The following is a 22,969-nucleotide window of genomic DNA, read 5'->3' as shown; positions in this document are numbered from 1 at the left end:
GCGTGAAGTTCAAGATTATCGGAAAATAGCCTGTTAAAACCCTGATAAACGGAATTTTGGCTTATCAATCACAAACGCAGTTTACGCCAATGATCGCTACTAAACAAGTAATGACAGACAGTCCAACACTAGAAAACAAAGCCGTTGATACGGCGGCATTCCGACGCTATGACCTCGACTGGTTGCGTGTCATTGCTATCCTCACGCTCCTGTTTTACCACACGGGCATGATCTATGTTTCCTGGGGCTGGCATGTACAAAGCAAAGCAACGAGTCCCGAATTTGAACTGGTCATGCGCTGGCTGCACCGCTGGCGGATGCCACTACTGTTCTTTATTTCGGGAGCCGGAACTTATTTTGCGCTTCGCAAACGCTCATTTGGCTCCTATGCGGGCGAGCGTGTCCGACGGCTGTTCGTACCGCTGGTATTTGGTATGTTTGTTATCGTGCCTCCGCAGATTTATTTTGAGTGGCTGTTTCGCGGTCGTTTCGCCGGGAGCTATGGCGAGTTTTACCCCGAAGTTTTCCAGTTTCAGCCTTATCAGGACGGTGGGGCTGGTGGCGCTTTTAGCTGGCATCATCTGTGGTTTGTCGCCTACCTTTTTCTGTATTCATTGGTAAGCATTCCGGTATTTCGCTGGTTGAAGAGCAATAGTGGTCAGCAATTTGTCGATCGAATTGGCCGACTGATTGCCCGGCCGGGTGGAGCTCTGTGGCTGGTCGGATTGCTGCTTCTGAACGATGTTTTGCTGGGCGGTTTCTTTCCGAACGAAACGCACGCATTAGTGAACGACTGGGCTTATTTTATGAAAAACCTGATTCTGTTCTGGCTTGGTTATATCCTGATCAGTCGACGCGATTTCTGGCAAGCCATCACCGATCAGCGACACTATTTTCTGATTGGTACGGTACTCTGCACGATTATCCTGTACGGGGCCAGGCCGTTCTTCGGGCTTGATCCTGACGACGATACCGTATTACTTCGAACACTCATTAGTTTCAATGGTCTGGGGCTAACCTGGTTTTCGGTACTAATGACCATTGCCTACGGATACCGCTATCTCAATGTCAATCCGACCTGGCGCGGGCGACCTGTTCTTCCGAAGCTAAACGAGGCTGTTTATCCATTCTACATCCTCCATCAGACCGTTATTGTCATGATTGGCTACTATGTTTTAACCCAAATGAACCTTGGAATTTACGCCGGTTTTTTGACGATAAGCCTTTCATCTTTAGTTGTTTGTATCGCTATTTATGTGCTTGTCGTTCGGCCATTTAAGCTGACGCGTGTATTGTTTGGCCTGAAATAAACGCCTGTACTGTTGATTTACGAGTGCTGGTTTACGATTTTTGATGGTCTGAACTCATCATGATGGGGGTAGAGCGTGCCGTTTCCTGGTTCGTTTCGTCAATTTAAAATCGTACATCTATGCTTCGCACTGACTGGACCCGTGCTGAAATCACCGAAATATATAATTCACCCGTTCTGGACCTCGTTTATCGGGCTGCAACCGTACACCGTCAGCATCACGACCCGCAGGAGGTGCAGGTTTGTACGCTGTTATCGGTTAAGACCGGCGGTTGCCCCGAAGATTGTGCGTACTGTCCGCAGGCAGCCCGTTACCATACGGCCGTGAAGGTTCACAAACTGATGGAGGTCGATGAGGTGCTGACTGCTGCGAAACGTGCCAAAGACACCGGTAGCACGCGCTTTTGTATGGGAGCCGCCTGGCGCGAAGTGCGCGATAACCGCGATTTCGACAAGGTGCTGGAAATGGTTGAGGGCGTCAATGAAATGGGACTGGAAGTGTGCTGCACCCTTGGAATGCTAACCGAAAGCCAGGCGCAGAAACTGAAAGATGCGGGTCTGTACGCCTACAACCATAACCTCGATACGAGCGAGGAATTCTACGGTGACATTATCAGCACCCGTACCTACGACGACCGTTTAGATACGCTGGGTCATGCTCGAAAAGCGGGCATTTCAGTTTGTTCAGGTGGTATTATCGGCATGGGCGAGTCTGATCAGGATCGTATTGGGATGCTGCACACGCTGGCTACACTTCCACAACATCCTGAATCGGTTCCCGTAAATGCGCTTGTACCCGTAGAAGGCACACCACTGGAAGATCAGCCTCGCGTATCGGTTTGGGAAATGATTCGGATGATTGCTACGGCCCGGATAATCATGCCCAAAGCGATGGTACGGCTTTCTGCCGGTCGAGTTCGGATGAATACTGAAGAACAGGCATTGTGTTTTCTGGCCGGTGCCAATTCTATTTTCGCTGGTGATAAACTCCTGACTACGCCAAATCCTGATGAAGATCAGGATCAGCAGTTGTTTCAGACACTGAATATCCGACCCAGAAAAGCATTCAAAAATGGGGACCGGCCATCGGTTGTTTTTGAACAAATTCCACTAGCTGCAATTTAAATGCGGTTGTTATTTTGATTAAGGCGTGCCACGGTTCCAAACCGTGGCACGCCTTAATCAAAATAACAACCGCACCTCATTGATTCTGTGTACTTTGTAGAAGACAAAATCTACCACGTTTATAGCCGTGGCAACAACAAACAACCTATATTTTTTAGACCAGAGAACTATATTTATTTTCTATACAAAGTCCGGCGATATATTAGACCAAACTGTAATTTACTAGCCTACTGTTTAATGCCCAATCATTTTCATTTTCTCCTTCAGGCCACATCAATATCTGTATTTATGAAACAATCGACAGTCGTGACACAAACACAACTGAGCCAGCTCATTGATGCTGATTGGGGTTATTTTAGTGCATTTTCTGAAGCTATCCTTCCCGAAGAATCCATTCGTAATTTGTATTAATCTGTTTTCGGGAATTTGGAAGTTGTAACGCCTTACAACTTCCAAATTCCCGAAAACGGGCATACGATTTCTTCTCACTAAGTCGTTGGTCAGAAAAAGCGTTTATGATGTCGGTACCAACGATTCGTTTTATTGCAGTGCTGCTGATTGGTCAATTAGGATTGAACGCCTGTCAGACAAACACAGATATTGTACTACCTAGCACGGCCATCGGTACTAATCCGAAAGTTACTGTTTCCGACTGGATCGCCATTACGGATGAAACCTGGACAATCAGCGCTAAAGCCCCCCAATTACACATTGCCGGTTTTGTCGATAGTGCCGTTACGAATTCGGTTGTCGAAAATGGATTAGTCGTTGCTTTTTACCGCCACTCCGCCGTAGAAGAGGTGTATCCACTACCGGTAGCGATTGGCAATCAGGCTATTTCATTCACCTATTACGCCATGAATGACAAAGGCATTATCAGCTTTCAACAGAAAGCGGGACAAACGCTCGATGGCGAATACCGTTGGATTGTGGTGCCGAAAGAGGCTGCTAAAAACGTAAACTGGACCGATTACGACGAGGTGAAACAGGCATTACATCTAAAGGAATAAAGAAAGTGCGGCCTTTTTTCTCAAATAGATGCAACTGAGTCGCCTGATCAACGTTTGATTTTATCCCACCATTTTCGAATTGGATCAACCCAGTCCGCTGTGCCAAGCCTGTCTGGGTCCTGGCTGATTTCCAGAACCTGATAAGCGGTTAGCCGGCGTTCCGGCGATACGGTCAGTAGTTTGTTGATTAGCCGAACACTGGTTGCTGATAGGCTTGCATTCAGCTTTATGGGCGAAATATAATCGGCTTTCTGGATCAACCGACCGGTTTCGGATTCGGTGCTGCCACCAAATGGTGAATAACCGGTCAGCATTTCGTAGAGCAATATGCCCAGCGCCCAGCAGTCTGACGCAGAGCTGCTTTCTCCCCTGAATTGTTCAGGAGCCATTGACGAAGCTGTCCCAACAACGTGTCCCTGTCGGGTTAGTCGAGGGGAATTAGCGAGCCGGGCTAACCCAAAATCCAGCAGTTTAATGTTCTGGTGTGGGAGGAGCTTGATGTTACTTGCCTTGAGGTCGCGATGTACGATACCCCGTTCGTGGAGATAAGTAAGGGCCGAAGCAACCTGACCGAGCAGTTTCCAGGCTGTTGCTTCCGGAAGCGGGCCGTTGCGCTGAAGGAATTGCTCGACAGTTGGTCCCTCTACGTACTCCATCACAAGACATGACAGTCCCTCTTCCACGAAAAATTCATACAGTAATGTCATGTGAGGGTGCCTGAGCGATGCCTGAACAGACGCTTCGTTGCGAAACCGTTCGGCCTGTTCCAGCTGACGTAACAACTTGATCGCTACCGTACGATTGGTGGTCGCCTGATGAGCCTGATACACTTCGCCCATTCCGCCCGAACCCAGCCACCGGGTCAATGTGTAGCCACGAATAGTTTGATTCATTTCAGGAACGCTTATAGACGAATGTGATTTGAGATGCAATACGTTAAAGTCTTCAATGGCGGCTGATTAACCCAGTACGGTGGCTGCCAAACGGCTGATGTTAAGTGTCCGGGCATTTGAATCAATGATGTCGCGGTAGAGGCCGCCCGACTGATAGAGCGACTCGTGAGTGCCCTGCCCAATCACTTCGCCCTCCTGCATGACATAAATCTGGTCGGCGTCCATGATCTGACTGATATTATGGGAAATGATTAGTACGGTGCGATTCTGCTTGATGGCGTCCAGGCTTTCCTTAATTTGTTCTGCCGTGATGGCATCCAGGCTGGCGGTAGGCTCGTCGAGCAGTAGTACCGGCGGATTTTTCAGGAATAACCGGGCAATGGCAATGCGTTGCTGTTGCCCACCCGACAGGGTTCGGGCTTCGGTTTGGTAACCTTGAGGCAATTGCAATACCTGTGCGTGGAGACTGGCTTGTCGGGCGGCTTCAATAACGTCGTCGGGAGTAGCTTCCAGGCGTCCGTAGCGAATATTTTCTTCGATCGTTCCGGCAAAAATGTGGTTTTTCTGAAGAACGAGCCCCACGTTTTCCCGGACAAATTCGCTGTCATAGCCTGAAAGGGGTTTCCCGTCGAGTAGAACGCTGCCCTGCGTCGGATTGTAAAAACCGGCCAGCAGATTCAGTGCTGAACTTTTACCCGCCCCTGATAGCCCGACGATGGCTGTTACTTTCCCCGGTTTAAGATCGAGTGTAACATCGCGGAGGGCCTGCTTGCCGTTCGGATAAATAAAATCGACATTTTTGAGGGAGAAGTGCCCCTGCCAGGCAGTTGTTTTGAGTGAACCCTGATGGGGTAAGTAGGTATTGTTCTCGATCATGTCAAAAAATCCTTCGGCATAAACGAGGGCTTCTGAATACTCGTCATAGATGCGATGCAGGTGCCTGACCGGGGCCGACACATTGTTTAAGAGCATAATATGAAGTAGAATGGCTCCAATGGTCATCTGGCGATTCAGAACAAAATAGATGGTCACAACAAAGACGAGAACAATGCCAATTTGTTCAGCAACACTTTTCAGGCCATCGAACAGGTAATTAGTCCGATGATGACGAATTTCGTTGGTGCACAAACTGACGTTCAGGACGTGCTGACGGTCCTGTTCATAACGTTCCCGCACGAAGGATTTTACGACAAAAATGGATTCCAGGAGCCCGAAGAGTGCATTGGCCTTATTTTCCCGTATTTCCTGAATACTTCGGCGTATCTGCGATTGACGCTTGGTTTGCTCCCGACTGATATAGGCATACAGGGGTAGTACCAGTGTTGCCACGATACCAACGCCAACATTTTTGTTGTAAATCAGCACCAGCGCAAAGAGCGCATTGGCCATCATCGGAACAATGTCGACAAAGAGATTCTTTACCGTTTTGGTCAGGCTTTCAATGCCCTTGTCGATTCGTTTTTCGAGCTTGCCCGTCTGATTCTGACCCAGGGCAAAGAAGGACAGGTGGTAGGAAACAATCCGGCTAATGGTAAACTCATAGAGATCGGCTGCCATCCGAAAACGGATGCGGTCACTCAAAAACTTCTGCCCCAGCTGGACCAATAGGCTCAGGAGTTCTTTGGTAAGCAAAATAGCTACCAAACTGCCAACAACCCAGGCCACTTCTGTTTTTTCGATCGGGCGATCCAGTAGTTTCTGGACGGTATTGACCGAGTATTCCATGACCAGGGGTGTAACCTGCGCGAGCAGTGCCCCAATGGTAGTCAGGAGAAGTGCTACTGCCAGACTACCCCGGTAGTTACGAACAAATGGCCAGAGTTTCCGGATAAGAATAAAGGTGTTCATGAGCGTTTGGGTAGGAGTTTGGAAGGCAGTAGGCAGTCTTCAGTGGGCAGTCGGCAGTAAGCATGATAGCTATTCAATGAAAACTACCAGCTGAATACTGCCCACTGCCTGCTGTAACCTGTTTACGTCTAAATCATTTGCCGGATAAACTCCTGCGTATTCAGCTTGCCGTCTGTCTGGTAATCGTAGAATAACTCGGTCATGGAAGCGATAATGTGCGGGTCTTCGGTCAGAAAAGCCGTTAGTTTCGACGCCCTTCCACTGGCACTTGACCCGCTTCCAAGAATACAGACGCACAGGCCCCGGAAAATGCCCGGTTTGTTGTCTCGGGGGGAGCTGATAAACAGCTGTACCGGCAGCGTCTTATTGACCTTTGAGACCCGAATGCCCAGTTCCTGCATCTCGCGAATAGCCTGCGAATGATCTCTGTATAGCTGGCTCACCAACAGCGATTTGGGTTCGGTGTCCTCTTCCGAAGCAGCGGGTACCAGAAAACGATTGTGATGCGGAATGTCATCGCGCTGGGTCAGAATGGCGTTGCTGCCCGGCCGATAGGTTTCAACAGATACGTGCTCATTGACCACTTTTCCGAGGTATTTAAGAAAAGCGTGTGTAGCGCCTTCGTTCTGATCATTAAGCGTTACAAATTCTACGTGGGCGTCAATGCCCATATTCTGGAGGTAAAGGGCAGCCCCTTTCAACTTATTTTCAATATCGGTTCGGTCGCGCTGGAGGGCTTCTGCTTTACGGGCATACTCGAACTGAGTGGCATTCCGTAACTCATGCGGTTTAAGGTCAGCGTGTTTGGCAACGTAATCCATGCGAAAAGGAGAAATTCCCTCCACACGAGCCGTATTTGACAGCACAAGCAGGTCGTTCCCCTGTGACTGGGCCGATTCAATGACCTTGCCGATGCCATCCAGAACTTCATCGGCTCCTTCCATAAGGAGCACTTTTTCGTTAACCTTTCCGCTTACGTCGATCATCAGCGTATTGAGCGACTGGGTCGCCTGAACCAGCAGATTGGTCTGGGTCTTAATGTGATCCATTTCCTGTTGGTTCACTTTCTCCTTCTGCCGGTTCGCTTTTTCGGTCGATACGGTCACGAATAAGCCAATAAAAATACCGACAATGCCCCCAAGCAAACCGGCGATATCAAGTTCGCGAATGTAGCGGTCTATTCCCGGACTGAAATAGCGGCTATGATCAGACCAGGTGCCGGTTTTGGGATCGATCTGGAAATTTGACAGGTAATGGGCCGAATCATTAAAGACATAATACCATTTGAGGCCCATAGAAATCAATAACGCTACAAACGGTAGCATAAAAAGAACTGTGAACAGAAACGGATGCCGCCGGATAATTTCATAGAGAACGCTGAAAAAGCCTTCATCATCGGCAGTGGTAGCGTCGTGACGGATGGTATGAGAAGCGGAGGAAGAAGAAATCGTTTGCATGATTGCGTTTGATTAAAAGGACATGACAAAGGTCTCCTGTAATTGACTGCGGTTCTATCCCCAAAGACCTACATTCTGGCTACAGGAAAACCTATAAATTGGGGAAGCGTGGTGGCGAAGGTCTATTGGTTTTTAGCTACTATTCGCTGGACATAAGCCACTGTGTTACTGGAATAGCAATGCCTAGTCTTACAATTCGCTGAGATACAGGACAATCCCCAGCGAGATTCGATAGGCCGATAGATCCGCTTGATCAGACGTGTCCCGGCCGTTTAATTGAACGGTTGGCTTACCCGCCACCTGAACAGAACCGCCCAGCGTTATGGCTATCGGTAGGGAGACGAAATAGGTAAGGCCAGCACCAATATGGGCTGCCCCACCTTTAAACAGGAGATTGTCACGACCACCGTTCTGATTGAGAACCTGATCTACTTTACCCGTTTGATACGCATAACCCACTTCGGCATATGGGCGAAGGGCGCGCGTTGTGGGCGAAAAGTTGAATCGTATTCCCGGTGTTAAATGCGAGAAATGAAACGATTGGGCGGCTATATTCGAGGCATTCAGCGAGGTATAATTGTATTGAAGAAACACTTCATAGCGTTGGTTCAGGCCAAAACCTGCTCTTCCGCCAAAGCCTATGCCGTTGCCCGACCGTTCATCCAGGAACTGGAAATAATCGGAGGACCAGTTCATGTAATGCCCCTGAAGACTCAAATTGAATCCTTCTGTAGTAGAGCGTTGTCGAATGGTTTGGGCCAAGAGGTTGGTCGACATGAGTAACGTTGCTCCTATAAGCAGGATAGTAAACGGAGAATAGCGCATGAGTTCGTGTAGTTTATGTGAGCTGGAAAGGATCAAATTGAGTCGCTAAAAATTAAGTACATCGTCGCCGGTACGTACTTCAAAGGTTTGTCCGGGCCGAAACAGTACCGGCTGTCCTTTTGCTTCGTCACTGATCGTTGCTGACCGGAGCAGCAGCCGTTTACCGTTGATGGTTTCTACGGAAGTAATCCGGAATTCCAGTAGATTTTTCTTTCGGAAGATGTCACCTTCGGCCCGCTTCACCTGGCTTACTTCTCCGTAAGCTGTGGCACCCGCCTGAATAACAACCTGACCATCGCTCAGAACGGGTTCGGTTACCCGAAAACGAATCGATTGTCCCTCATGAGCCCCATCGGAAGACAGTCCTTCGGTTAGTGTCAGATTAACCTTCAACCGCCGGATCGCAATTGATTTGTGGGCGATCGTTTGGGGTGCCGCCAGTTCTGGAACGGGTTCCGAACGCACTGGAGCGACCGGTTGATTTACGGGTTCTTCAATGGGTTTTTGGGCGGGGGTTTCCTGCGTAATCAGCACGGGCTTCCGGCTGAGGGGTGCTTTACTGACAGGCGGTTTGGGCGTTGATACTTTTGGGATTTTCTCCGTCGGATTCGGTTTCTTTTCGACCGGTACGGTCTTGACCTCGGCAGGTGTCACGGGCGAAGCAGGAGTGAAGGAGGCCTGGGGATTGTCTGAAACTGGCTCATCAACTGAGTGTTTGGGCTGGTTAGCTGCCACTGCCGGATGTTTTATGGCCGGCTGGTTTGGGTTGGTGAGCTTCGTATCAGTGGTTTGATCAAAGAGTATCAAACTGATGAAAAACAAAGCCAAAGCCGTTAAACCACCAGCCAGTACGATTTGCCAGTTTTCGGCTAACCAACCCGATGCAGGAAGGTGCCTGTTGGAAAATGATCGGTTGGTTGATGGTGCCACTTTTGTTTCGGGTGGGCTCTTCCGGCGTGCCGGTTGAAAATCCATGACATCCTTAACCGGTGTAGCAACGATCAACTGAGCGGGATTCAGGGCTGGAGACTGTGAGAAAAAGGGCTGTAATGCTTTCTGGAATTCTCTGGCATCGGCAAATCGTTTAGCCGGATTTTTTTCAAGGGCTTTTTGGACGACAGCTTCCAGTTCTTTCGGTATCTGGGCATTTAATTTGCGTAAACCAATTGGCTTCTCGCGGATGATGGTCTGCATCAACTCATAGTCAGTCCGGCTCGCGAAAGGTAGTTTTCCGGAAAGGAGTTCATAGAGCAGAATGCCCATGGCGTAAAGATCGGAAGCGGGCGACGGAGCTTCCCCCTGAATCAGCTCGGGGGCCATGTATTCGAGCGTGCCTACTACGCGGTTTGCCTGCGTCATTCGCTGTTCACCCACCACACGGGCAATGCCAAAATCCATGAGTTTAATAGCCCCTTCCGGTGTTATCATCAGGTTCGCCGGTTTAATATCCCGGTGCAGAACACCCTTGCGATGAGCGTGGGCAAGTCCTTCAAGGCCCTGCCGGGTTATTTCGGCGGCTACCGCTGCTGGCAATGCGCCGGTTTTACGGATCAGCATTTCCAGACTGTCGCCTTCTACGAACTCCATCGCCATGAAGTAATCGGTACCGTCCTGCAGGAAATTGTAGACTACGGCAATGTTTGGGTGGTTGAGCCGGGCCAGAATGAGCGCTTCATTACGGAATCGCTCCATAAACGAAACCTGACTCACCAGGTGGGAGTGAAGCATTTTTACGGCAACGGGCCGTTCGAGGTGAGTGTCGAGTGCCCGATAGACGGTTCCCATGCCTCCTTCGCCAAGCAGCGACTCAATGCGGTAGTGATGAATGAATCGGCCTTTCATGGATAGTGTTGTCGAAGTCATTGAGGAAGTGTCAGATCACGGGTAAATGGAAGATCAATCTCGCGCGTTTCTCTGGGGGCCGTTTCATCAGGTGTTGCGATCCGCTCGGCCAGCACAACCGTGATGTTATCGTGCCCTCCCCGGCTCTTGGCAATTCTGATGAACTCGTCGGCTATATCGGGCAGATTAGCCTGATTCAGCAACTGCACAAAATCGGCATCGCTGCAATACTCATACAGCCCATCAGAACACAAAAGCAATCGGTCATTGAGATCGAATGGGAGCACGCAACGGCCTAAGTCGACCCGAACGTCGGCTTTCGTACCCATAGCCTGAGTCAGCACATTTCGTTCCGGATGGCTGATTGCAGCTTCAGCAGTAATATCGCCCGCCCGCAGCAATTCCTGCACGTACGTATGGTCTTCAGTGAGCTGGATTAACTGCCCGGCTTTGAACAAATAAGCCCGACTATCGCCCACATGAGCAAAGTATAACTGCTGGTCGTGCACCACAATGGCGGTGCAGGTAGTGCCCATTCCGCGTAGTGTATCGTGTTGTCGTGCTTCGTTGAATATTTCCCGATTGGCGATCTGGAAAGCCCGTAGCAGACTTTTTTCGATGGAGTCCTTGTGCTGGAAATATTCACGGTTTACGATTTCAGCAGCCATCTGACTGGCTACTTCACCGGCCAGATGCCCACCCATTCCGTCGGCTACCAGCAGAAGGTACCCTTTCAACCGGCGAATTCCTTCGTCGGCCAGGCGTACGAATAACCCGGTGTCTTCATTGTTCTGCCGTACATTGCCTACATCTGAGAGCACAACGGCATTGATTTCTCCGGCAGAGGCTGGACTGTCGGATGAATCATTCGTAGTCTGTTCTACTACGGATTCGGCTGTTTCGGGAAGCGCATCCGGCTCCTGTTGCCCAAATAGCCATTTGAGGATTTTTTTCATGAGCGCGGTTGCTATCGATCAAAGTAACACTGATACAATTCTCGTACTTCGGGGGCAATGACGTATTGCTGTTCTGTTCCGCCGTGTCGGATGGTAATTGGCAGCGCTTCACCCGGCAATCGCCTGACCCGAAAAGGCTCTTTGTCCTGAACGGTGCCATCGGGCATGACCAATTCGAGGTCATAGTCAGCATTGAGCACCTCAACCTGTATTTGTTCATACTGGTCGGGCAGGCTTACACTGGTTTCTTCCTGTTTAGGAATTTTTTTCCAACTGCCGTTGAGAACAGAAATCCCAATAATGATCAAAATGGCCAGTAGCCAGGCCAGCCAATTGGTTGTTGGATAGGACTTTAGGTGTAAAGGTTGTTTGCGTTCAGTGGGTGCTTCAGTATACTCAGCGGTTCGTAACTGTTGCCCGATTTCAACTGCCGTGGCGCGTTTTGCCGGGTTCGTTTGCAGGCAATCTTGTATAACCGATAGCAATACGGGCGAAATGTCGGGATTGAGCAGGCGCGGACTGGTAAAGTGGCCTCGTGTAATCTGTTGACGCAACAGCAACGGACTGGCGGCCTCGAAAGGCAGATGGCCGGTAGTCATTTCGTAGAGCAATATGCCCAATGCCCAGCAGTCCGATTTTGCTTCAACCCGCCCGGTAAACTGTTCGGGAGCCATAAACTCGGTCGTGCCAACGGCAAATCCGATTTGGGTTAGTTGTGGCGTATGCTGCCCTTTTGCGATGCCGAAGTCGAGTAGTTTAATCTGACCATCGGGCTGGACCCGCACGTTTGAAGGTTTCAGGTCGCGGTGAACAATGCCGTTCCGATGCAGATAGGTGATGGCGCTGACCATCTGTTCCAGGATACGACAAGCTTCCGTATTGCTGAGCCGCCCTTTCCGACGAATCAATTCATCCAGCGATTCGCCATCTACCCATTCCATCACCAGTGCCGGACGGTTGTCAATGAGCGTGGAATCGTAGAGAGTCGCAATGTTCAGGTGCGAAATCGAGGCATGTACGGACGCTTCGTTCCGAAAGCGGGCGGCAAACTCAGGGCGGTATAATAATTTCACCGCGGCTAAGTTTCCCGTTTCCGGATTCACGGCTTTGAAAACCTCGCCCATCCCACCCGCACCTATGTAGGTGGTTAGGCGATAACCAGCAACAATGCGATTAAGAAAGGGCTGTGAGGGTGACATAGGGAACCGGTTTTAGTAGATGGTTTACGGTAGGCTTATGCAGGACGGGATTGTATTATGTTGTGCATCGGCCACCGTAAACCAGCAATAGCATGCGTATTGGTGGTACTTTTCTTCGTTGAGGATAGGAGCGGAAAGCGGTAGAAGGTACTATTGACGAGTATTGTGTAAAGACAAACGCTGTATTATTCAACAACCTGCCGACGGCCCATCAGTTCCAGACCATATTTGATCGGGACGGCGAAGGTGATTCGGGTGGCATCGTTCCGGCTTGTGCTGGCCGAGAAAATTCCAATGGCGTTTCCATCGATATCGAAGACAGGCCCTCCACTATTGCCCGACCCCGTTGCATTGACTGTAAGCTGGTAGTAGTCACCAAATTCGCTGTAGTAGGCGGCCGCTTTACCCACAGACTGGCCACGCAGAATCTTGCCAACATTGCCGGGGGTGACCGTAACGTCGGGCACTTTAACGATCTGAGGATTACGGTTCGCAAAGTCAGAGGAATATTCGCCGACAAACACATCGGGTGAAATGCCGGGATAGCCCATTACTGTTATAGGTTGGCCAGCGGCAATACCTTTGTCGGCATCGCGAAGTTTTACAGGGCTGAGCGTTTCAGGAAGGTCGATCTTAATGATTGCTACATCATGTTTGTTCGAAACAATGGGCTTGCCCTGAGCCGGGAAACGCTGCTCATTTTTGTTGAACGTTACATCGATGTAGGTGTTCTCGCCCTCAATAACTTTACCCGACATGGGTTTTCTGCCAAAAAACTGCGTTTCAGAAGGTACCCACCGGAATTCCTGCACGAGGTTCGGGCTGACTTCCCATCCTTTTGCGCCTTGCACTAACAATACGCCAGGGAAAGCGTCTTTAGGAAAATCATAGTAAGAGTTCCAGGCCGCAGCCACGTGGCGATTCGTCATAATGTGCCCCTGGGGCGACACAACAAATCCAGTTCCGCTGGCACCAGCCATCGCAATAGGTTTGCCAACGGCTACATTTCGCTTCAAGCCCAGCAGCGGCTCAACCTTACCCGGCGATGTTTCGATATACATGGCCACATTGACAATGCTGCCATCTCTCTGTTTAACAGGCATATACTCGTGGTAGATGTCGTCGCCGGTGGGTGTGTACGTCAGTTTATAGCCAAATTCAATGAAAACCACTTTGCTGGTATTGGCCGAAGCGATCTGTTCAGGGGTTAACCCATTGTCGGTTTTGACCACCGGGATTACGGGTTTGTTGGTGATGACGATGGTTTTGCGTTCGCCAAATTTATCGCGGAAGGCATAGCCTAAGCCAGAGAGAAGTACCAATACAACCGCCACGCTCAGCATCAAGGAGCGCGTTGTTTGCCGACGTTCGGTTACCATCATCCGCTCCACCGTTTGCTTGCCTAAGCCAACTTTATGCGGAGCCATCAGGTCGGTATCGTTCAATCCATTACCTGCTTCGGCCAGACTAAGCTCCGTTGTTGGTTTGCCCGAAACAGCCATGTCCATAATGCGGGTACTCATCATCAATTCGACCGGGCGGGGATTAAGGTCAAACTGAAAAACAGGCCCACCATTTCCCAGTTGAATTTCATCGCCGGGTTGAACAACAGCTGACCCAATGACGCGGCTCTTGTTGACGAAAATTCCATTACGGGAATTGTTGTCTACGATACTGAACGATAACGGCTGTTCGGTGTCACGAATCAGTTTGCCGTGTTCCCGCGATACGGCCGAATCGCGTTCAGGATCAAACCGAACGAGGTTGGTGGCAGCACGGCCAAAGGTGAGTTCTGTGTATTTTTTGTAGTCGAACTCTTCGACCTGATTAGCTTTGGTTCCGGTGAGGTGCCGGATAACGAAACGATCTACTATAGTTGCCATGACGAGTTATGGTAAAGAGTGAAATAGCGAATGTGTGAAATTTTTGGCCAAAACGAGGCTGAAAATGAGTGCCGTTTGACTGATACAAAGTTGACAGGTGAGCCGCTGGCAGGAAATCGGGGAATGCCCTGAATTTAATCCCGGAGAACCTATATTTTGCCTCTATAGGAAAACCTATATTTTGGTGTAGATCTTTGGTTTTGAGTAATTTATCGATCTACTTTTGATGAACTCCAAAAGAGTGAATGAGAGAAAGAGCGAATGAACGCCTGGTATATGACGCGTATTTGGTCTACTCTGAGAGGGATCGTGTTTCACCCATTTGCTCCTTAACCCTTTTGCCCATGCGCTATCTTTTGCTCTTCTTTCTGACCAATACTGTAGCGGTTGCCCAGAATCCAATAATCGATTCATTGCGTCGTGAGCTAACCAAATTGCCAACGGACAGCAATCGGGTGAAAACGTTACACGAACTGGCAACTAATCTTTGGTGGAACGGATACGATTCAATCGCAATCCAGACCCTTCGTCAGGGAATGAAGGTGGCCCGGCAAGTAACGTACCCAACCGGTGAGATCCGTGCCCGGTTGGCGTTGGCCCGCATCGAAGCGGATTACCTATCAGATACGAAATCGGCGCATGCGCAACTAGATACAGCTCAACAAATGGCAATGGCAATCCATGATTTATCCTTACAGGGGCAGGTGTTTCTACGTCGGGCTCAACTGTATGAGAATATCATGGACAAACTTCCCGTAGTCAGAACGTTGCTGGATCAAGCGCTTCAGAAGTTCAAGCAGGCACCAGACCGTAAATGGGAGGCCCAGGCTTATAACGAAATGGCCATCATGAAAATGGGCGAGGGGAATTACGTGGCTGCGATTAATTTCTGGCTCAATGCACAGCGCATTCAGGAATCGATTGGAGACTGGAAAGGATTACGGGCTACGTTGCCCAACCTGGGCGCCGTGTATATTAAACTCAAGCGGTATCCTGAAGCGATGGCCTGTTTTACCGAAGCCGAAAAGGTAGCCGATCGGTTGAACGACACCATGATCCGGACATTTATTCTGAGCCGGAAAGGGGAAATATTCGAAAAAAAAGGGGAGTATGCCGCTGCCCTGTCGTTATACCTACAGCAGGTAAAGGCGTATTCGAACCCATATCTGCCCGGCAATCTGGCCAGAGCCTATGGGGCCGTTGGGCGGATGTATATTCAACTGAACCAATACGATAAAGCGCTTCACTACACGAAATTATCGCAGGACACCTACCGGAATACGGTCGAAAAAACGCAGGAAGCGATGGAACATAATGCGCAGGCCAATTTCGGGAAAATTTATCTGGCACTGAAGCAGTACGATCGCACGGTTTCCTACGCCCGGGAAGGGCTGGCATGGACAGAAAATGTCCGCGAAATGCGCCCGGAACGAACCGAATACCTGCGTCAGTTGTCAGACGCCTACGACCACTTGATGCAGCCCGCCAAAGCACTTTATTATTTTAAGCGCTACAAAGCAGAAGCTGACACCATGCTCAATGAAGAAGCGATGCAAAAGGCAACCGTGGCCAGCATGACGTTTGATTTTGAGAAAAAACAGCAGGTTATCCGGCTACAACAGGCTCGTCAGCAGGCGCGGATTCAATTGCTGGAAAACGATAATCTGGAAAAAACCAGAAATTTCCTGATTGTTTTGCTGCTGCTTAGTGCTGGCATACTGGGTTTTGTATTCTGGAATAACCGGCGATTACAGACCCGAAATGAGGAGTTGTCGCGGAAGAATGCCGAAATCGAAGCAGCTTTGTATAAGGGACAGACGATTGAACGAAAACGGGTCGCGAGCGAATTGCACGACAGCGTGGCTTCTAAAGTATCGGCATTGAAATGGCGGTTCGAAGCCTTCGATACATCGCAGTTTGATACAGATCAGCATCGCGAACACGCTCGTTTGCTGGAGCATATGGGCGAAGTATATGACGATATTCGGGCCATTTCGCACAATCTGATGCCCGAAATTCTGGAGAAACAGGGTCTTCAGGCGGCTCTTATCAAACTCACCGATACGCTTAACGTACAGAACAGAACCCGGTTTTTGATTGAAGTAGAGAAATCGGGAGAAGATGTACGGGGAAAAACCGCTTATGAACTTTATGCGATCACCCTCGAACTGGTCAATAACATACTGAAACATGCCCGAGCGCGGCAGGCCGATATTTCCTTATTTCGGCAAAATGGCTTTCTGGCCCTTACGGTTCAGGACGATGGGCAGGGTTTTAGTCTGGAAAATCAGAAAGACGGTATTGGTCTCCAGAACATTCAGTCCCGGCTGGAGCGGCTGGGCGGAACCTATCTGATCTCCAATCGGGATCAGGGCGGAACGCTGGTCAATGTACAGATTCCGATGGCTTGATTACCTGGTAGCGATAGGATGGGTAATTAAACATATTTGGCGGTTCCTGGCGTGAGTTGGGTCAGGTTCTTAAAGCTGACCTTTGTGGGTTGAGAAACCGTATCCGCCAGAAATGGCGCATCGAATCCGTAGCTGACGAATTCAGAAATCATTTTGGGGATGTGAGTAAATACGTACTAATTGCAGCTTGTAGCCTGTATGACAAGCATCAAACAAAAAGATCTAAAGGGCAGAAATAAATTCCATTTCATGAAAGCCAGCTATTTATTGATTTGTCTCTCCTTATTCCTCTTGTCAAATACCGGTCAGGGGCAGGAACTCGCAACGGCTAAATCGTTAGAAGGCAGATGGGATATTGTGGTTGACATGGCCGGTAAACGATCACCGGCCTGGTTGGAAATAAGGCATTCAGGAAATCACACACTTGTTGGGCGGGTGATGTTCCTGTTTGGCAGTGCCCGGCCCATTGCAAAGATTAACTATACCAATGGGAAGTTTGACTTCTCGATCCCGCCCCAATGGGATAAGGGCGACACCGACCTTCAGTTTGAAGGGGCCGTTCGTGCCGATTCCCTGACCGGAACTGTTAAATACGTCGATAATAAGGTGTATACGTGGACAGGTGGCAGAGCCCCTGCTCTTCGGAGAAATAAAGCACCTCAATGGGGCAGTCCGCTACAGCTAATCAACGGAAAAGATACACAGGGCTGGCATACAACCACTCAAAATCAATGGGTTGTCGAGGTCGGTGTGTTAAAAAGTCCAAAACCGGGTGCCAATCTGATTACCGATAAAGTATTCACTGATTTTAAATTGCATGCCGAGTTTCGATACCCCAAAGGAGGGAATAGCGGGATTTACCTTCGGGGACGCTATGAAGTACAGCTAACTGACAGTAAAGGATTAGAGCCGCTTGATGATCAATTTAGCGGTGTTTATGGCCTTTTGTCTCCCAATGAAATGGTCGCCAAAGATGCTGGCGAATGGCAATCCATCGACATTACCCTCATTGGACGAAGAGTAACCATAGTAGCCAATAGCATTCCCGTAATTACAGACCAGGTAATCCCCGGTATTACGGGCGGTGCACTGGATAGTCGGGAAGGGGAGCCCGGCCCTATCATGCTACAGGGTGACCACGAGCCTATCGAATTTCGAAACATTTCGATAATCCCGGTTAAACCGTAGCCGATAGTGCACTTTTGACCCTTGTCTACATAGTGCATTAATGCTCTCATCCTGCTGGCACCTCGCTGAATCCACTAATTAAACCTAGCCTTCATTCTCCACGTAAACTAGTGGTCGGCCCATTTAAACCGATAAGGTTTTTGTAACCTTATCGGTTTATAATTAAATACCATTATACATAATGGTATGAAAGTAGCTTCATTGCCATGACCTAATCAATTTCTATCTTCAGAAATAGCAAGCAACCTTACAGAAATATGGCATTGGGCTCTTTTGTAAAGCAGAATAAATATATGTAAAAGTAATTTTTATTGTATTATTAAAAGAATTAATTAAAATTTATTGAATTATAGTATGCTATTTTAGTAAATAAAAATAACTAATTGTGCTGATTTTGATCTATGATTAAAAATTCAAGTACACAATAAAATATTTTATGTATACTTGCAATTATACACTATATTAATTTCTATTTTATAGAAAGAAATATATCTGTTTTGTGAGTTTACTTAATTATACTCATTTTTGCGAATAATAAGCCCTACGACAGTTTGACGACCAGACGTAGGGCTTGAAATATGTTCAATGTTTGACCATTAAACAATTTAAAGTTAATGAAAAAATTCTCGTTTAGTTGGCAGATCGCAATCCTGCTTTTTATCATCGCATCATCTTGTCAAAAACCGGACATTGTGAATAACATTGAGACTAATGTAAGCAACAGTACAACTGATGCTGTAGAGATGACAATTGTATTCAATGGTGTCAGAATCCGCAAACCCGCAGGAGTGCCATTGAAAATTTTTCAACTTAACTCGAACAGAGAAGTAAGTCAGTATCTGGACGACCTAAACAATAACTCTAGCGCAAGGGCACAATCAAAAATTCCTTTAGGAATACTGAATAGTACTGTTGGAAGTATTATAAGCAAGTACATTAATGTAAATAAGCCGATTTTTGAACAGGATGACTTAGGTAAGATTTATAAAGATCTTCCAGATTTTAAGTCAAAAGAGGATATAATGAAAAATGCTGAACTAATACTTCAATATTATAATAGGCTTGTTATTAATGATTTAAAGAAAGAAGTTTTAACTATACCCTCAGATGTTAGTGGAGGTCGATATCCATTCTCAAACTTTGGTAATGGGAATGATTATGAGAGACAATTATTTAATGAAGAGCCCATAATGGGTAATTGCGTATACAATGCCAGTCTTGATGCGAGAGATTGGACAAATCAGATGTATAATAGCATTGATGCTGATGATTGGCGAGGTAATGCTTTTAAACATGCATGCTGGAATGCGCAAGCTGCAAGGAAAATAGTAATAACTGGCTACAGCCAATGGACTGCGTATGAGTGGACCAAACGATTCGCAACTGCACATGAATACAATACTACAGTTAGCCCTTGGCAACTTGGGAGCGATCATAAGAACATTATGGATTATCATAACAATTTGAAAGGCCGATCTTATACCAAAGATCATATAAGGACTAATATCTGGGGTAATGTAGTGGGCTGGCCTTCAGAAAGTTCGATTATAAACGATCACTATAATCATGTTAATAACCCTAATGACCTTAAAGTCCCTCCACAATCATTTAGTGATCAAGATAAAGGAAATTACATATTAACTCTAACTAGTTCAACAGGCACTGTAGAAGGTCTATCAAATGCGAACTATACGGACTATCTTTATTTAGCGGCATTAATGTTTGACCCTCTTCCTTAAGTTGCCGAGATAGTGAAATGGTTAAAATGAAGGTTTTATAGATAGTATTTTCACCTTGGCTTAATTCTATGTAGCAATCTTATGTACAATTTCAGTACGAAATTCAAAACGATAGTATTGATGAGCTTTTTTTTTATAGCAAAAAATGCTCAGGCCCAAAGTAGTATTGTTAATAAGCAACATAACTACTGGCTTAGTCTTGGGTTAGGTAAAGCAGAATTTCCAAGTGCTATGGTTGCTTTAGGTTTCGAACCTAAGCACAGAAGTGCTATTATAACAGCTCGATACTCAGTAAGCGGTGAAATAGCACAACCAGTAGAGCCAGGTATTAAGATCAATGAACTGGGAGTACTCTACGGGATAAAACTTGGCAAATTCCGTTTTTCGACCGGTTTAAGTACTGTCTGGGGTAATGAGAGAGGTGTCTATCTATATACAGACCCTGATCCTCTTTGGGGTACTGGAGCGAATTATCAATACCTCGGATATACTACTATTGGGATACCTGGAGAAATTCGATTCATAACATCCGCCAAACATGTGGGAATAGGTATATCTGCTTTTGGAAACCTAAATGAACGCCGATCGTTCATCGGAGTAAACCTGGCATTATATGTTGGAAAAATGAAATCTACTGGTCTGCCCAGTGACTGACTTTAATCGTTGCTTATAAAGCAGGAGACTGCTCGCTAAACTGTGTTACGGTTGGATAAAGGGCTAAAACCATTTTTTTTCGCCTGTGACACAGTTTAGCGAGTTTCACCTTTATATTTCTGTTTTACCCGTTGAAAGTAATCTTCTTCTATCTTATTAAGAACATAGCTTGGAGCCTTTGTGGTACAGGTAGTTATGTCTTTTGTATTATGCCTGAAGCCTATTATTGATCTGATATTTATTCGTAATCCAAAGCAGGAATACTGCTTCAAAAACCAACGTAATAGGAATTACGGATAGATTCTTGAAGAATAATAATATCGTCCATTCTGATGCAGAATTGGACAGAATGCCGCCTTTTTTTAAGGTGAGGTATAAACAGGTTTCGTAGGCCAGTAAATCAATCAAATAATTTAAAGTCCAGGCTATCAGCGAAAAAGCAATAAGATTTAGCAGGATAGAAAACCACTGTTTTCTTACTTTTTGACTGGCAATACGCCAATTCTGTTTACGGTTTTCCTGTTGAGTGAATAAGTGCTTGATGCGCAAAATTCCTTTTTTGACATTCGCCAATCCGAGCACATACAAGAACATAATTACCCGGGCCGTCTCAATAACGACTTCGAGAATGATGTTCAGGAACGACGATATTTCGCCAAATCCACCGAGCTGGATAACCCGACCAAATCCCGCAATGAGGCCAAGACCGGCCAAGACCGCAAAATTCTTTTTAAAGAAGTAGATGGTGCTGTATAGCCAGTTGAATTGGTTGAAAAGAGTAGATGAAGTATTCATAGGAACGTATTTGTTAAGAATGAAGGTTAGTATATGCGTTATAGAAGGCTAAACGGATACCCGACAGAGCTTACTCTACGGAATGAATTCTCCTCATAAAATCCCGTGCTTTAGGGCGTATTTGATGATACCGATTGAGTTTTTGACGCCTAGTTTGCGCAGGATGTTGTGGCGATGGGTCTCTACGGTGCCAGGACTGATAAACAACGTATCGGCAATGGCATTGGTGGAGAGTTCCTGCGCAACGAGCCGGATGATTTCAATTTCGCGGTCGGTGAGCGGGGTTAGTAGGGCAGGGGCTTCGTCGGTTGGGCGAATTGGCTCTACAGGTAAGGCCACCAACTGGGTCATAACCGATTCAGAAAAGTATTTTTCGCCCCTTGCAATCGTACGAAGGGCTTTTTCAAGTTCGGCTTTACCGGCTTTTTTCATGACGTAACCCGAAATGCCAGCCCGAAAAGCCTCCCGAATATTATCCGCATCTTCGGAAACGGTTAACATCAGAATTTTAAGGTTCGGGAAATGTTGCCGAACTTTTAGCGTCAGATTGATGCCATTCAGATCGGGCATATCCATATCGGTTAACAGGATATCAACGTCGTTTACGTGTAAAAAATCAACCACTTTTCGGCTGTCATTCAGCGTGCCCACGACCTCTACGCCCTCGATGCGGCTCAATAAAAGTGATAGGCTATCTAAAATAATTTCGTGATCGTCCGTTAATAGGACACGGATTGAGGATGGCATGGTTAGTAGGAGGTAGGTTGGGGTTCTTAGCCAAATATACTATACGTTTAGACTTGATGGTCAATTATTTGTCATTCAAATGGAATGATAATGTTCAGAAAATAGCCCTTCCCGATCAAGCATAATAAATAACCGATGTGGATAGTTGTTTCAACCAGTTTTCTGCGACGATCGGCTACATCGGAAGGAAATCATCTTACCAGATTACAATGCCATTGAATCAGACCGTTTAAACTTTTATGCCACTTACAAAGTCAATAGAATAAAGCTGCTTACTGCTGATTTTGTAAGTAGCCAACTAAAACGACTCCGTTATGAACTATATAGCAAGGTTATTTCTACTTACGGTTTGGCTTCCAGTCTCAACGTTTGCCCAGCAACCTGGGCTGGCACAAGCCGCTATGGATGCACTCAATTCTGCCATGCTGAGCGATGCTCAGGTAGCTGAACTTTCCCGACAGGCTGTTGTGGAAATGGATGCGAAAAACCCGGTAGCTGCACCTAATGATCCGTATACGCAGCGGCTTAATAGAATTGTTGCCCGCCACCATACGGTTAGTGGGCTACCCATCAATTATAAAGTATATAAGGTGCCCGATGTGAATGCCTTTGCAACTGCCGATGGGAGCGTTCGGGTCTTTAAGGGTTTGATGGATATCATGACCGATAACGAACTGCTGGCCATTATGGGACACGAAATAGGACACGTAATAAACCATGATACTCGCGATGCGATGAAAAGTGCACTCCGTCGCTCAGCGGTTCGTAATGTGGCTGCTTCGCAATCAGGTTTGATTGGAAAGCTGTCCCGCTCCCAGTTGGGTGGGCTGGCCGATTATATGCTGGGTGCGAAATTCAGCCGCCAACAGGAGACCGAAGCTGATGATTATAGTTATGGCTTCCTGAAACGGTATGGCTATAATGTGATGGCACTCGCTACCTCCTTTGAGAAGCTGGCCAAACAGGGCGGTGGCGGTGGTAGCGGTGTTGCCCAGATTGTGTCTACTCACCCCGATAGTAAAGCCAGGGCTCAGCGCGTACGTGACCGTGCCCGTCGCGATGGACTGATTCGTTAGTTTAGTTGAATA

20 protein-coding genes are annotated in these 22,969 nt (G+C 47.4%); 9 read left to right on the top strand and 11 right to left on the bottom strand.

The features are described 5' to 3' along the window. The first annotated feature begins 89 nt into the window (after positions 1-89). The 4 genes from G8759_RS23095 to G8759_RS23080 all read left to right on the top strand — a co-directional run bounded on the left by G8759_RS23095 (position 90) and on the right by G8759_RS23080 (position 3,444). Positions 90-1,310, top strand: coding sequence for an acyltransferase family protein (locus G8759_RS23095; RefSeq protein WP_232073913.1), 1,221 nt, complete (start codon positions 90-92; stop codon positions 1,308-1,310). Positions 1,311-1,429: 119 nt separating this feature from the next. After that, entirely contained in the window at positions 1,430-2,434 is a 1,005-nt protein-coding gene (gene bioB, locus G8759_RS23090) for a biotin synthase BioB (RefSeq protein WP_162388114.1), read from the top strand. Positions 2,435-2,722: 288 nt separating this feature from the next. Next, complete coding sequence (locus tag G8759_RS36210; RefSeq protein WP_262890618.1) at positions 2,723-2,845, top strand: hypothetical protein; 123 nt, start codon at positions 2,723-2,725, stop codon at positions 2,843-2,845. A gap of 104 nt (positions 2,846-2,949) precedes the next feature. After that, positions 2,950-3,444, top strand: a complete 495-nt coding sequence (locus tag G8759_RS23080) for a hypothetical protein (protein ID WP_167213181.1) — start codon at positions 2,950-2,952, stop codon at positions 3,442-3,444. Positions 3,445-3,491: 47 nt separating this feature from the next. Here G8759_RS23080 and G8759_RS23075 read toward each other — a convergent pair whose 3' ends face one another. The 8 genes from G8759_RS23075 to G8759_RS23040 all read right to left on the bottom strand — a co-directional run bounded on the left by G8759_RS23075 (position 3,492) and on the right by G8759_RS23040 (position 14,347). Continuing rightward, a complete protein-coding gene (locus G8759_RS23075; RefSeq protein ID WP_167213178.1) occupies positions 3,492-4,337 on the bottom strand; it encodes a serine/threonine-protein kinase in 846 nt (281 codons plus the stop codon). Positions 4,338-4,403: 66 nt separating this feature from the next. Then, on the bottom strand, positions 4,404-6,185 hold the full coding sequence (locus G8759_RS23070) for an ABC transporter ATP-binding protein (RefSeq protein WP_167213176.1): 1,782 nt from the start codon (positions 6,183-6,185) through the stop codon (positions 4,404-4,406). Between the two features lie 128 nt (positions 6,186-6,313). After that, on the bottom strand, positions 6,314-7,642 hold the full coding sequence (locus tag G8759_RS23065) for a hypothetical protein (protein ID WP_167213173.1): 1,329 nt from the start codon (positions 7,640-7,642) through the stop codon (positions 6,314-6,316). Positions 7,643-7,831: 189 nt separating this feature from the next. Then, on the bottom strand, positions 7,832-8,467 hold the full coding sequence (locus G8759_RS23060) for an OmpA family protein (RefSeq protein WP_167213170.1): 636 nt from the start codon (positions 8,465-8,467) through the stop codon (positions 7,832-7,834). Between the two features lie 45 nt (positions 8,468-8,512). Next, positions 8,513-10,330, bottom strand: coding sequence for a serine/threonine protein kinase (locus G8759_RS23055; RefSeq protein ID WP_167213167.1), 1,818 nt, complete (start codon positions 10,328-10,330; stop codon positions 8,513-8,515). Continuing rightward, positions 10,327-11,265: a Stp1/IreP family PP2C-type Ser/Thr phosphatase gene (locus G8759_RS23050; RefSeq protein ID WP_167213164.1), complete on the bottom strand. Its 939-nt coding sequence runs from the start codon at positions 11,263-11,265 to the stop codon at positions 10,327-10,329. The genes G8759_RS23055 and G8759_RS23050 overlap by 4 nt, the downstream gene beginning before the upstream one ends. Before the next feature lie 11 nt (positions 11,266-11,276). Beyond that, positions 11,277-12,464 (bottom strand): serine/threonine-protein kinase, encoded by a 1,188-nt coding sequence (locus G8759_RS23045; protein ID WP_167213161.1) that lies wholly within the window; start codon positions 12,462-12,464, stop codon positions 11,277-11,279. Between the two features lie 185 nt (positions 12,465-12,649). Continuing rightward, entirely contained in the window at positions 12,650-14,347 is a 1,698-nt protein-coding gene (locus G8759_RS23040) for a trypsin-like peptidase domain-containing protein (RefSeq protein WP_167213157.1), read from the bottom strand. 344 nt (positions 14,348-14,691) lie between these two features. On the opposite strand from G8759_RS23040, the gene G8759_RS23035 reads away from it, so the two are divergent. Next, positions 14,692-16,758 carry a tetratricopeptide repeat-containing sensor histidine kinase gene (locus tag G8759_RS23035; RefSeq protein WP_167213153.1) on the top strand — a complete coding sequence of 689 codons (2,067 nt, stop codon included), beginning with the start codon at positions 14,692-14,694 and terminating at the stop codon, positions 16,756-16,758. Between the two features lie 26 nt (positions 16,759-16,784). Here the strand turns inward: G8759_RS23035 and G8759_RS36205 are convergent, their stop codons facing one another. Next, complete coding sequence (locus G8759_RS36205; protein WP_262890617.1) at positions 16,785-16,910, bottom strand: hypothetical protein; 126 nt, start codon at positions 16,908-16,910, stop codon at positions 16,785-16,787. A gap of 97 nt (positions 16,911-17,007) precedes the next feature. Between G8759_RS36205 and G8759_RS23030 the strand changes: the two genes are divergently transcribed. The 3 genes from G8759_RS23030 to G8759_RS23020 all read left to right on the top strand — a co-directional run bounded on the left by G8759_RS23030 (position 17,008) and on the right by G8759_RS23020 (position 20,339). Further along, on the top strand, positions 17,008-17,946 hold the full coding sequence (locus tag G8759_RS23030; RefSeq protein WP_167213151.1) for a 3-keto-disaccharide hydrolase: 939 nt from the start codon (positions 17,008-17,010) through the stop codon (positions 17,944-17,946). Positions 17,947-18,560: 614 nt separating this feature from the next. Continuing rightward, positions 18,561-19,685, top strand: coding sequence for a DUF6973 domain-containing protein (locus tag G8759_RS23025; RefSeq protein ID WP_167213148.1), 1,125 nt, complete (start codon positions 18,561-18,563; stop codon positions 19,683-19,685). A 120-nt stretch (positions 19,686-19,805) separates the two neighbouring features. After that, entirely contained in the window at positions 19,806-20,339 is a 534-nt protein-coding gene (locus G8759_RS23020) for a hypothetical protein (protein ID WP_167213145.1), read from the top strand. Between the two features lie 207 nt (positions 20,340-20,546). Here the strand turns inward: G8759_RS23020 and G8759_RS23015 are convergent, their stop codons facing one another. After that, positions 20,547-21,134 carry a hypothetical protein gene (locus G8759_RS23015; protein WP_167213141.1) on the bottom strand — a complete coding sequence of 196 codons (588 nt, stop codon included), beginning with the start codon at positions 21,132-21,134 and terminating at the stop codon, positions 20,547-20,549. Between the two features lie 93 nt (positions 21,135-21,227). Then, a complete protein-coding gene (locus G8759_RS23010; RefSeq protein WP_167213138.1) occupies positions 21,228-21,881 on the bottom strand; it encodes a response regulator in 654 nt (217 codons plus the stop codon). Positions 21,882-22,195: 314 nt separating this feature from the next. On the opposite strand from G8759_RS23010, the gene G8759_RS23005 reads away from it, so the two are divergent. Further along, positions 22,196-22,957, top strand: a complete 762-nt coding sequence (locus G8759_RS23005; protein WP_167213135.1) for a M48 family metallopeptidase — start codon at positions 22,196-22,198, stop codon at positions 22,955-22,957. Positions 22,958-22,969 lie beyond the last annotated feature (12 nt).

Source organism: Spirosoma aureum, from assembly GCF_011604685.1.
GTDB classification, from domain to species: Bacteria; Bacteroidota; Bacteroidia; order Cytophagales; family Spirosomataceae; genus Spirosoma; species Spirosoma aureum.
Note: the sequence above shows the minus strand (reverse complement) of the source record. Positions and strands in the feature narration are given on the sequence as shown.